This is a genomic window from Serratia sp. 25CWL12 (assembly GCF_055790885.1).
Genome location: NZ_CM147698.1, coordinates 2885527 through 2896982, shown reverse-complemented (window position 1 = coordinate 2896982; position 11456 = coordinate 2885527). Strand labels below are relative to the sequence as shown.

Genomic DNA, 11456 nt, shown 5'->3' with positions numbered 1-11456 from the left:
TTTATTCTTCCAGTTTCGGTGGTGGCGAGTCGTCCGGAATTTTGACATGAACCTGGATGATACGTCGACTGTCGGCCATGGTCACTTTAAACAAGTAACCTTCGATTTCGATGGTTTCCCCCCGCGCAGGCAGGTGACCGAAGGCTTGCATCACCAGACCACCAATGGTGTCAACTTCCTCATCACTGAAGTGAGTACCAAATGTTTCGTTAAAATCTTCGATAGGGGCCAGAGCGCGCACGGTAAACATGTGGCGATTCAGTTGGCGAACATCGAGATCTTCCTCATCGTCGTATTCATCTTCGATTTCACCCACAATCAGTTCCAGAATATCCTCAATGGTGACCAGGCCAGAAACACCACCGAATTCATCAATGACAATCGCCATATGATAACGCTGGGAGCGGAACTCTTTCAGCATCCGGTCAACCCGTTTGCTCTCAGGGACCACAACGGCAGGGCGCAACACCTTGTCGATGCTGAATGGCTCGGAATCTGCGCGCATAAACGGCAATAAATCCTTAGCCATCAGAATACCTTCGATGTGATCCTTGTCTTCACTGACTACCGGGAAGCGGGAGTGTGCAGATTCAATAATCACGTCCAGGCACTCTTCAAGGGTCTGGTTACGCTTTACGGTGACCATCTGGGAACGCGGGATCATGATGTCACGTACCCGTTGCCCGGCGATATCCATCACCCCTTCGAGCATGTCACGGGTATCGGGATCAATCAGCTCGTTTTGCTCAGAGTCGCGGATCAGCTCAACCAAATCGTCACGATTTTTAGGTTCACCATGGAACAAATGGTTAAGGATAAGAGTAAAGAACCCCTTTTTGGGACTGGGGCTGTCATTGCTTTGTGAATGGTCGTCGCTCATGGCGTTTTAGTTAATATCACTCAGGTCAGAGGGATCAAAATTAGCAACATACTCTTCATTCCTCAAGTTGATTGGGTGTTGGCTGCGTTCGTTCGCACCAGTCACATAGTTATCTATGCTCCTGGCGACTTTCGGACTTGCCGCCTGCAAGCAACTCGAATTATTTTGAGTACAGTTCCCATGCAGGGCAAGGGCTGTTTGCTAACATCAGATGGGATCTTTTTCCGCCAGGTAAGGGTCTGGGTAGCCCATCTCCTGCATAATCTCGGTTTCCAAAGATTCCATTTCTTCGGCTTGCTCATCTTCAATATGGTCATACCCTAGCAGATGAAGGCTACCGTGAACAACCATATGTGCCCAATGGGCCTCCAGCGTTTTTTGTTGTTCAACGGCTTCCCGTTCCACCACCTGACGGCAAATAACCAAGTCCCCCAACAGCGGTAATTCGATTCCCGCCGGGGCTTCAAACGGGAATGACAGCACATTGGTGGGTTGGTCTTTGCCGCGATAAGTGAGATTCAACTGCTGGCTTTCTGCTTCATCCACCAGGCGGACAGTGACTTCCGACTGTTCCTGAAACTGTGGCAAGACCGCGTCCAGCCAACGCTGGAATTGGCTTTCAGGGGGTAGCCCTTCACTGTTGTCACAGGCCAGTTGTAAATCGAGGATCACAGGGCTCATGGCATCTCCTGCTCGGGGGCGGTTAACGCATCACGTTTGCGTTGCTCGGCGAGGGCATCTTTGCGTTTCTGTTCGGCGGCTTCCCAAGCTTCATAGGCGATCACCACGCGGGCGACCACCGGGTGCCGTACCACATCTTCACTGTGGAAAAAGTTGAAACTGATCTCTTCCACTTCAGAGAGCACTTCCACCGCATGGCGCAGGCCAGATTTCTGGTTACGTGGCAGATCGATTTGCGTCACATCACCGGTAATTACCGCTTTCGAGTTGAAACCGATACGCGTCAGGAACATTTTCATCTGTTCGATGCTGGTGTTCTGGCTTTCATCGAGAATGATAAAGGCATCATTCAATGTGCGGCCACGCATATAAGCTAATGGTGCCACTTCGATCACATTCCGTTCGATCAGTTTTTCCACTCGTTCAAAGCCGAGCATTTCGAACAGGGCGTCATACAGTGGGCGAAGGTAGGGATCAACTTTCTGGCTGAGATCCCCAGGGAGGAAGCCAAGTTTTTCACCCGCTTCCACCGCTGGGCGAGTAAGCAGGATACGGCGGATCTCTTGACGCTCGAGGGCATCAACCGCGGCGGCAACCGCCAGATAGGTCTTCCCGGTACCGGCAGGGCCAATACCAAAAGTGATGTCATGAGCGAAAATATTGGCGACATATTGCGCCTGATTGGGGGTACGGGGCTTTACCATGCCACGTTTGGTCTTGATGGTAACCGCTTTACCATAATCTGGTACGCTTTCGGCAACCTGCTCCAGTACCCGGCTCTCTTTGATAGCCAAGTGGATCTGCTCTGGATCGATATCTGGGGTCACGCCACGAATCGGGGCGGTATCCACATACAGATGGCGCAGAATATCCGCTGCGGCAGCAACACAAAGGTTTTTACCGACCAACTTGAAGCGATTATCCCGCCGGTTGATTTCAATCCCCAACCGACGTTCGAGTTGTTTGATATTGTCATCAAACGGGCCACAGAGGCTCAACAAGCGTTGGTTATCTGCAGGCTCTAACAGGATTTCTTGTGTTGCGACGTTCAAACGATTCCTCAAGGCTCATTCTGGGCCTGGTTAATGCGACAATATGAAGTAATGTAATTTCAGTGTATATCCCCTTTGACGGGAATACCTTGAATTATTCATGCCCTGTGTCACAGGTGCAAGTCCTTACACCTGTGACACATGCAATCCGGGCAAATCGTTCGGCCCAGAAGAGCAGATTAGTTCTTTTTCACAAATTCCGATTTCAGCTTCATTGGGCCAAAACCATCAATTTTACAATCGATGTTGTGATCACCCTCCACCAGACGGATGTTTTTCACTTTGGTGCCAATTTTCAGCATGGAAGAGCTGCCTTTCACTTTCAGGTCTTTAATGACCGTCACAGCATCACCATCAGCGAGCAGATTGCCATTGGCATCTTTGACAATCAGGGTATCGGCATCTTCAGCGCTGGCGTTGTCGCTCCACTCATAGGCGCACTCGGGGCAGATGAACAGGTCGTTATCCTGATAGGTATATTCGGAGTTGCACTTCGGGCAGTGTGGCAGTTGCATTAGATTATTGCCTCTTTATTAAAATAAAAAAAATGACCAGGCAATATCTGCCTGGTAAAAAATAGCAAAGTGACGGTATTGGGCACCAGCGTCTAGGCTGTCTATTCGTTTCACTGCCATTCAAGTTGCTGGCGCATTTGGCCGCCTAACGGCAACTTGAATCGGCGAGGCTATAGACGCCAATCCGCATCAAGGCTGATAGCTGCCCACACCCAGAGCATCTTCTTTACGGGTGCGAGCGATCACCGATTGCGGGGATTCATGTACCCGTAACGCCATCTGTTGTTCAGTACGGACCAACGCGCCGCGCAGTGAGTTACTGCGTACCTCGGTAATTTCCACATCAACAAACTGGCCAATTAAATCCGGTGTTCCCTCAAAGTTGACCACCCGGTTACATTCGGTGCGGCCAGCCAGATCCATCACGCTCTTGCGGGAAACTCCCTCCACCAGAATGCGTTGCTCAGTGCCAAGCATACGGCGGCTGAACTGCAACGCCTGTTGGTTAATGCGCTCTTGCAGAATATAGAGCCGCTGCTTTTTCTCTTCCAGGGTGACATCGTCAACCATATCCGCGGCCGGTGTTCCGGGGCGTGAGGAGTAGATAAAGCTGTAGCTGAGATCAAAATTGACGTCGGCAATCAGGTTCATGGTTTGTTCAAAGTCGGCTGCAGTCTCCCCTGGGAAGCCAACGATGAAATCAGAACTGATCTGTATGTTGGGCCGGGCTTTACGCAGCTTGCGAATAATAGACTTATATTCCAACGCGGTGTGAGCACGTTTCATCATGGTCAAGATGCGGTCTGAACCACTTTGTACCGGCAGGTGCAGGAAGCTCACCAGCTCAGGGGTATCTTCATACACCGCAATAATATCGTCGGTGAATTCTATTGGGTGGCTGGTGGTAAAGCGCAGACGGTCAATACCGTCAATGGCCGCCACCAGACGCAGCAATTCAGCAAACGAACAGATATCGCCATCGTAAGTCGCACCACGATAAGCATTCACGTTCTGCCCCAGCAGGTTGACTTCGCGTACCCCTTGGGCCGCAAGTTGGGCGATTTCGAACAGGATGTCATCGCATGGGCGGCTGACTTCTTCACCACGGGTATAAGGCACAACACAAAAAGTGCAGTATTTATTGCAGCCTTCCATGATTGAAACAAACGCCGTGGGGCCGTCAGCGCGGGGTTCGGGTAACCGATCGAATTTTTCGATTTCCGGGAAGCTGATGTCGATAACCGGGCTACGGGTGCCAGTCACCTGTGCGATCATCTCTGGTAGACGATGCAAGGTCTGCGGGCCAAAGATAATATCGACACAGGGTGCGCGTTGGCGGATATGCGCGCCTTCTTGTGAAGCAACACAGCCACCGACGCCAATAATCAGGTCAGGTTTCTTCTCTTTCAGTCGCTTCCAGCGGCCTAACATATCGAAAACTTTCTCCTGTGCCTTTTCGCGAATAGAACAGGTATTCAGCAGCAACAGGTCCGCCTCTTCAACGTTTTCGGTTGGTTGGTAACCCAGTGTGCTACCCAGTAAATCCGCCATTTTTGATGAGTCATACTCATTCATCTGGCAGCCCCAGGTTTTGATATGTAGTTTTTTCGTCATTGACTTGTCATTACCCGTGGAGAGAGAAAAATGTGTTATGTGCCATAGATACTCAGATTGCTTCAATCTACAGCCGTGCTGGCTGCGATCTCAATAAATCAGAGTATATAGGTGGGGTATTGTAATCATTTGATGCGGCTGTGACCAGTGACGTGAAAGCAGCATGCGGCCCGAAGCCAGATCCGGTACACTAAAGTTCGCGTACCGCGATGACGCAGCCCCAGCAATACTCAGCTAGACAGCATGATGCGGGGGATTTTGGGCGGCATGGCACTCAACGAATCAATAAGCATAACGAAAATGAAAACTTCGCAAAAACAGGTTGATGTCCTGGTGGTGGGGGGCGGCATGGTAGGGGCGGCGGCCGCTTTAGGGCTGGCACGAACCGGGTTATCGGTCGCCTTACTGGAGGCGCATACCCCTGAGGCCTTCGATGCACAAAGCCCTCCGGATCTACGTGTTTCGGCTATCAGCTGTACCTCGGTTGAACTGTTGCAGCAATTGGATGCCTGGCCGTTAGTTCAACAAATGAGGTCGGCACCTTACCGCCGGTTAGAAACTTGGGAATGGGATGCCTCGCGAGTGGTGTTTGATGCCGCCTCACTCGGCTTGCCTGAACTTGGCTTTATGGTTGAGAACCGTATTTTGCAACTCGCGTTGTGGCAGCAATTGGCACAATGCGAAAATTTGCAGCTCTATTGCCCCGCCATGCTGCAATCAATGCAACGTATCGATGACACTTGGCAAGTGACCTTAAACTCGTCACAGACGATACAGGCGCGTTTGCTGGTGGGGGCAGATGGTGCCGACTCACCGGTGCGTAAGCTGGCCGGTATTGGTATCAATGGTTGGCAATATCGCCAGAGCTGTATGCTGATTAGCGTTGAAACTGGCGCGCCACAGCAGGATGTCACCTGGCAGCAATTTTTCCCTTCTGGGCCGCGCGCATTTTTGCCGCTGTATGATCACTGGGCGTCGCTGGCTTGGTATGACAGCCCACAGCGTATCCGGCAATTGCAAGGCTTGCCGCTGGCGGCGCTTGAACGTGAAATCGCCGCCGCGTTTCCATCCCGTCTAGGGGCGGTGAAGGTTCATGGCGTGGGCGCTTTTCCTCTGGTACGCCGCCATGCACAACGTTATGTCAAACCGGGGTTGGCATTACTCGGTGATGCGGCACATACCATCAATCCGCTGGCTGGGCAGGGGGTGAATCTGGGCTACCGTGATGTTGGCGCGCTGTTGGCGGTGGTGGCGGATGCGGTGGCTCAGGGCGAGGATTGGGCGAGTGAAGCCGTGCTGATGCGCTATCAACGCCGTCGTCGTCGGGATAACCTGATGATGCAAAATGGTATGGATCTGTTTTACTCCACCTTCAGCAACGATCTTCCCCCGCTGAGAGTGGCACGCAATCTGGCCTTGATGGCCGCACAACAGGCGGGCAAGTTGAAGGAACAAGCGCTGAAGTATGCGTTAGGTTTATGATTTCCTGCCAGAGAACACTGAAAAGCAAACAGCTCGCCGTAGCGAGCTGTTCTAAATTTGGCTGGGGTACCTGGATTCGAACCAGGGAATGCTGGTATCAAAAACCAGTGCCTTACCGCTTGGCGATACCCCAATTATCATTTTTTGAATGGTGGCTACGACGGGATTTGAACCTGTGACCCCATCATTATGAGTGATGTGCTCTAACCAACTGAGCTACGTAGCCATATCCACATACTTTAACTGCCTACCTATTGGTCATTAAATCGAAAGTCACCAAATGTAGTGAAAAACGATATTACTGGTGCGAATGATGTCGCCAATTTGGTGCAGTTTGAGGTATGAGGAGACTATCTGGTGCTATAAATCAATGGTGTTGTATGGCTGGGGTACCTGGATTCGAACCAGGGAATGCTGGTATCAAAAACCAGTGCCTTACCGCTTGGCGATACCCCAATAACACAATTAATTTTTTACAGCTTCATCGGGAAAGATGGCTGGGGTACCTGGATTCGAACCAGGGAATGCCGGTATCAAAAACCGGTGCCTTACCGCTTGGCGATACCCCACCTGCTGTATACACAACGACGAAAGAGATGGTGCGGGAGGCGAGACTTGAACTCGCACACCTTGCGGCGCTAGAACCTAAATCTAGTGCGTCTACCAATTTCGCCACTCCCGCAAAAAAAAGTGGTGGCTACGACGGGATTCGAACCTGTGACCCCATCATTATGAGTGATGTGCTCTAACCAACTGAGCTACGTAGCCATCTTTTTTGCGTTACCTTCATCGGCGTTGCGGGGCGCATTATGCGTATATGGTCGTTTTGCGTCAACTAATTTTTTCCCGAAAAAGCGACTGAGTGTGTTGTTTGTCTGGGTTGTGAACAGTCTGTCTATAAAATAGCCAAATAAAAGAATTACTGCTGAAAAACATCAACAAAAGGGGGAGTCGTCTCCCCCATGAGATATCACTGATAGGCGGATTGGTGTACCCCTACCGCTCGGCCAGACGGGTCGTCCATTTTTTTGAAGGACTCATCCCATTCAATGGCTTTGGCCGAAGAACAGGCGACGGAGGGGCCACCGGGAACACATTCGGCGGCGCTGGGCAGAGGGAATAACTGTTCGAAAATGTCACGATACAGGTAACCTTCTTTTGACGTCGGCGTATTGTATGGGAAGCGGAATTGAGCTGTTTCCAACTGTTGATCGCTGATCTGTTTGGCGGCCACTTCTTTTAAAGTATCAATCCAACTGTAGCCAACCCCATCAGAAAACTGCTCTTTCTGGCGCCAGGCGACGCTGGCTGGCAGATAAGACTCGAAACATTCACGGAGAATGTGTTTTTCCATTTTGCCGTTGCCGCACATTTTGTCTTTCGGGTTGATGCGCATGGCCACATCGAGAAATTTTTTGTCCAGGAAGGGAACACGGGCTTCGACTCCCCAGGCCGACATGGCTTTGTTGGCACGTGCGCAGTCGTACATATGCAGTGCCAATAGCTTACGCACCGTCTCTTCATGGAACTCTTTGGCATTGGGGGCTTTATGGAAGTACAAATAACCGCCAAACACTTCATCGGCACCTTCCCCTGATAGCACCATTTTAATGCCCATTGCCTTGATTTTACGGGACATCAGGTACATCGGTGTTGAGGCGCGAATCGTGGTCACATCATAAGTTTCAATATGGTAAATCACATCACGGATGGCATCTAGCCCCTCTTGTACCGTGAAGTGAAGCTCATGGTGTACCGTGCCCAGGTGATTAGCCACCTGTTGTGCCGCTGCCAGATCCGGAGAACCCTCCAGGCCAACGGCAAAGGAGTGCAGTTGCGGCCACCAGGCTTCGCTGCGCTCATCATCTTCCACACGACGGGCGGCATATTTTTTGGTAATGGCTGAGATCACGGAGGAATCCAGCCCGCCAGAAAGCAGCACCCCATAGGGGACATCGGACATCAGGTGGCTTTTCACTGACTCTTCCAATGCATCACGCAGTGCATTGGCGTCAGTGGTGTTATCGGCCACATTAGCAAAGTCGAACCAGTCGCGCTGATAATATTGGCGAATTTCTCCCTCTTGGCTCCAGAGATAGCTACCCGCCGGGAACTCTTTGATGCTGCGACATATCGGTACCAGCGCTTTCATTTCAGAAGCCACAAACAGGTTGCCATGTTCATCATGCCCCATATAGAGCGGGATGATACCCAGATGGTCACGACCAATCAGATAAGCATCTTTTTCTGCATCATAGAGGGCGAAGGCAAACATGCCCTGCAGTTCATCCAGAAAGCCCGGTCCTTGTTCCTGATACAGGGCCAGGATCACTTCACAGTCGGAAGCGGTTTGGAATGCATAACGGTCACTTAATTGCTGGCGCAATGCCTGGTGATTATAAATTTCCCCGTTCACTGCCAAAATATGGTTACCTGCCGCGTTGTAGAGCGGTTGAGCGCCATGATTCACATCAACAATCGACAGGCGTTCATGAGCAAGAATCGCTTTATCACTGGCATAGATACCGGACCAGTCAGGGCCGCGGTGGCGCATCAGGCGCGACAACTCCAACGCTCTTTTACGCAATTCAAGCGGATCAGACTTCAGATCGAGCACGCCAAAAATAGAACACATAATGACTCTCCTCATACTCTTGATAAATTGATACCTGATGTTATTCATCTGGCTGGGCCGTGGGCATGATGATCACCCCATGGCTTTACTGATGATGAAAATGCGGCTAAACCTGGGGTGAATGCAAGAGATTTAACTTTATGACGGAAAAAATTTACCAGAGAGGATTTATAATTAGCGAATATTCAGTTTTTAAGCTAAAAAACTATTGAATCGTTAATTTTTAAGTGGGGTGACCTGATTGCCTATGGTGCAGCCATGCCGCCATAAGCCATCAAGCCAGCCTGACTAAAAGATGCTGATATCAGCGACAGAAGGGTAGATGTAGCTGGGACGGAATGGCATGTTTTCAACATTGTCCAGTGTAGAAACCCCCGATAACACCAATACGGTGGCTAAACCCGCCTGGAAGCCAGCCAGAATATCGGTGCGCAGGTTATCGCCAATAATCACCGTGTCCTCTGAGTGCGCCTGCATTTTATTCAGTGCCGCACGGATAATCCACGGGCTGGGTTTACCCACGTAAAAAGGTTTACGCCCGGTGATCTTCTCAATAGGGGCGCAGAGTGCGCCACAGGCAGGGACAAAACCGTGTCCATGGGTATCCGGATTGGTGGCGATAAAGCGCGCCCCATTACTGACGAAGTAGGCGGCTTTATGGATCATGTCCCAATTGTAGGAGCGAGTCTCACCAACGATAACAAAGTCCGGATTGATGTCGGTAATGGTAAAACCGGCTTTATAGAGTTCATGGATCAGCGCGCCTTCACCGACCACATAGGCTTTTTTACCTTCCTGACGGCGCAGAAAATCCGCCGTGGCCATGGCTGAAGTGTAAAACGCGCTTTCTGGTACTTCCAACCCGGCGGCGCTAAAACGGTTAGCCAGGTCTTGTGCGGTTTGCGAAGGGTAGTTAGTCAACACCACCAACGGCATTCCTTTTTCCTGAATGCGCGCAAGAAACAGATCGGCACCGGCAATCGGAGTATTGTCATGCAATAACACGCCGTCGATGTCACATATCACATTTTTAATCGTCATGGTGGCTGGTTCTCATAGTGATGGATCTTCCCCCGGCAACAGAGTTGCTATACCTATCGGCATTCAAGCTATACGGTATTGGCCGCAACGTGGATGAACTTGGGTATACAAATATTGATGAGAAGCCATGCAGCGGTAGCCACAATAGCGGGTCATCAAGGCGGAAAGAGCAGAGCATAGCGGGTCTATATGCCCTCGACAATGGTTTAATCGATTTGTCGGCACGGGGCATGGCTGTAACCTGAATTAGTCATCGCAGATGGCGTGGCCTTCCAGTAACCGTTGTAGCAGTACGCCATTGAGCATTGCCCGTTTAACCAGGGCAAAAGCACCAATGGCGGAACGGTGATCGAGTGCTGAAGTGACCACCGGTAGATCCTTGCGGAACGCCTTTAGCACCTGGGTGTTGATACAGCGCTGAATAGCCGGTAGTAACACGTTCTTAGCTTCGATAATTTCGCCAGCAATCACCACTTTTTGCGGATTAAACAGGTTGATGGCGATGGCGACCGCTTTACCCAGGTAACGGCCAACATGTTCGATGACTTCACTGGCTAGGGGGTCACCCTGGTTGGCTGCTTTGCAGATAGCGCTGATACCGCAATCATCCGGCGTCAGTTTGCTGGGATAGCCCTGTGCCAGCAAGTGGCGCACGCGATTTTCGACAGCGGCATTGGCCGCGACAGTTTCCAGACAACCGAAATTACCGCAGTGGCAGCGCTCCCCCAACGGGTCGATTTGGATATGACCAATTTCACCCACGTTGCCATTGTTGCCGAGAAATATCTGGCCGTTAACGATGATCCCGGCCCCGGTCCCCCGGTGCAGACGCACCAGAATGGAGTCTTCACAATCGCGAGTGGCGCCAAAATAGTGCTCGGCAAGGGCTAGGCTGCGGATATCGTGCCCGACAAAACTGGTGACGCTAAAACGCCGTTGCAGGCCGTCAACCAGTGCCCATTTGTTGACTGTGATATGTGGCATATAGTGAACGACGCCTAAAGCGGGGTCCACCAGACCGGGCAGAATAACCGCAATGGCGATCAGCTCGTGCAATTTGCGCTGATAACTGGCGAGAAACTGCTCAATGGCATGGAACAGGGCATTTTCCAGTGTTTCCTGTGTCCGTTCCGGCAAAGGATAGTGCTCCTCACCGAGGGACTTGCCGCTCATGTCATACAAGGTGATGGTGGCATCGTGCCGACCAAGGCGGACCGCCACCGTATGAAAATGGCGGGTTTCAGTCACAATGGAAATAGCACGGCGTCCACCGGTAGAGGCTTGCTGTTCAACTTCTTTGATCAGCCCACGCTCCAATAGCTGGCGAGTAATTTTAGTGATGCTGGCGGGAGCAAGTTGGCTAAGTTCAGCAATCTGAATGCGTGAAATAGGGCCTTGCTGGTCAATCAGGCGATAAACTGCGGCGCCATTAAGTTGCTTAACTAAATCAATATTCCCTATCTGCGTCTGTCCGCCACTCTTCATCAATAGATTTGCTCGCTATTTGTCGCTGGATATCAATTATACCCGTCACCAATGAAGCTGAAGCGGTGTTG

9 protein-coding genes and 6 tRNA genes are annotated in these 11456 nt (G+C 51.1%); 1 reads left to right on the top strand and 14 read right to left on the bottom strand.

Annotated elements, in window-relative coordinates; genetic code table 11:
* Nucleotide 1: 1 nt before the first annotated feature.
* The 5 genes from corC to miaB form a co-directional block, all read right to left on the bottom strand.
* Complete coding sequence (gene corC, locus ACX9GV_RS12465; protein ID WP_023490621.1) at nucleotides 2-880, bottom strand: CNNM family magnesium/cobalt transport protein CorC; 879 nt, start codon at nucleotides 878-880, stop codon at nucleotides 2-4.
* A gap of 207 nt (nucleotides 881-1087) precedes the next feature.
* Complete coding sequence (gene ybeY / locus ACX9GV_RS12460; protein ID WP_473195731.1) at nucleotides 1088-1561, bottom strand: rRNA maturation RNase YbeY; 474 nt, start codon at nucleotides 1559-1561, stop codon at nucleotides 1088-1090.
* Nucleotides 1558-2613 carry a PhoH family protein gene (locus ACX9GV_RS12455; protein ID WP_473195730.1) on the bottom strand — a complete coding sequence of 352 codons (1056 nt, stop codon included), beginning with the start codon at nucleotides 2611-2613 and terminating at the stop codon, nucleotides 1558-1560. The genes ybeY and ACX9GV_RS12455 overlap by 4 nt, the downstream gene beginning before the upstream one ends.
* A 179-nt stretch (nucleotides 2614-2792) precedes the next feature.
* Nucleotides 2793-3128, bottom strand: a complete 336-nt coding sequence (locus ACX9GV_RS12450; RefSeq protein ID WP_023490624.1) for a zinc ribbon domain-containing protein YjdM — start codon at nucleotides 3126-3128, stop codon at nucleotides 2793-2795.
* A gap of 189 nt (nucleotides 3129-3317) precedes the next feature.
* The gene (gene miaB / locus ACX9GV_RS12445) at nucleotides 3318-4742 is read right to left on the bottom strand and encodes a tRNA (N6-isopentenyl adenosine(37)-C2)-methylthiotransferase MiaB (RefSeq protein ID WP_023490625.1); all 1425 of its coding nucleotides are present in this window, start codon (nucleotides 4740-4742) and stop codon (nucleotides 3318-3320) included.
* Nucleotides 4743-5042: 300 nt separating this feature from the next.
* Here miaB and ubiF point away from each other — a divergent pair, with 300 nt between their 5' ends.
* A complete protein-coding gene (gene ubiF / locus ACX9GV_RS12440; RefSeq protein ID WP_473195729.1) occupies nucleotides 5043-6224 on the top strand; it encodes a 3-demethoxyubiquinol 3-hydroxylase in 1182 nt (393 codons plus the stop codon).
* 58 nt (nucleotides 6225-6282) lie between these two features.
* Here the strand turns inward: ubiF and ACX9GV_RS12435 are convergent.
* From ACX9GV_RS12435 to nagC, 9 genes are all read right to left on the bottom strand, one after another.
* Nucleotides 6283-6357: transfer RNA gene (locus ACX9GV_RS12435), tRNA-Gln, on the bottom strand.
* Between the two features lie 16 nt (nucleotides 6358-6373).
* A tRNA-Met gene (locus ACX9GV_RS12430) sits at nucleotides 6374-6450 on the bottom strand.
* A gap of 155 nt (nucleotides 6451-6605) precedes the next feature.
* A tRNA-Gln gene (locus ACX9GV_RS12425) sits at nucleotides 6606-6680 on the bottom strand.
* Nucleotides 6681-6718: 38 nt separating this feature from the next.
* Nucleotides 6719-6793: transfer RNA gene (locus ACX9GV_RS12420), tRNA-Gln, on the bottom strand.
* A 28-nt stretch (nucleotides 6794-6821) separates the two neighbouring features.
* Nucleotides 6822-6906, bottom strand: a tRNA-Leu gene (locus tag ACX9GV_RS12415).
* Between the two features lie 9 nt (nucleotides 6907-6915).
* Nucleotides 6916-6992: transfer RNA gene (locus tag ACX9GV_RS12410), tRNA-Met, on the bottom strand.
* 202 nt (nucleotides 6993-7194) lie between these two features.
* Nucleotides 7195-8859 carry an asparagine synthase B gene (gene asnB / locus ACX9GV_RS12405; protein WP_023490627.1) on the bottom strand — a complete coding sequence of 555 codons (1665 nt, stop codon included), beginning with the start codon at nucleotides 8857-8859 and terminating at the stop codon, nucleotides 7195-7197.
* A 288-nt stretch (nucleotides 8860-9147) separates the two neighbouring features.
* The gene (locus tag ACX9GV_RS12400) at nucleotides 9148-9900 is read right to left on the bottom strand and encodes an HAD-IIA family hydrolase (RefSeq protein WP_473195728.1); all 753 of its coding nucleotides are present in this window, start codon (nucleotides 9898-9900) and stop codon (nucleotides 9148-9150) included.
* Between the two features lie 246 nt (nucleotides 9901-10146).
* The gene (gene nagC / locus ACX9GV_RS12395; RefSeq protein ID WP_473195727.1) at nucleotides 10147-11385 is read right to left on the bottom strand and encodes a DNA-binding transcriptional regulator NagC; all 1239 of its coding nucleotides are present in this window, start codon (nucleotides 11383-11385) and stop codon (nucleotides 10147-10149) included.
* Nucleotides 11386-11456: the final 71 nt, after the last annotated feature.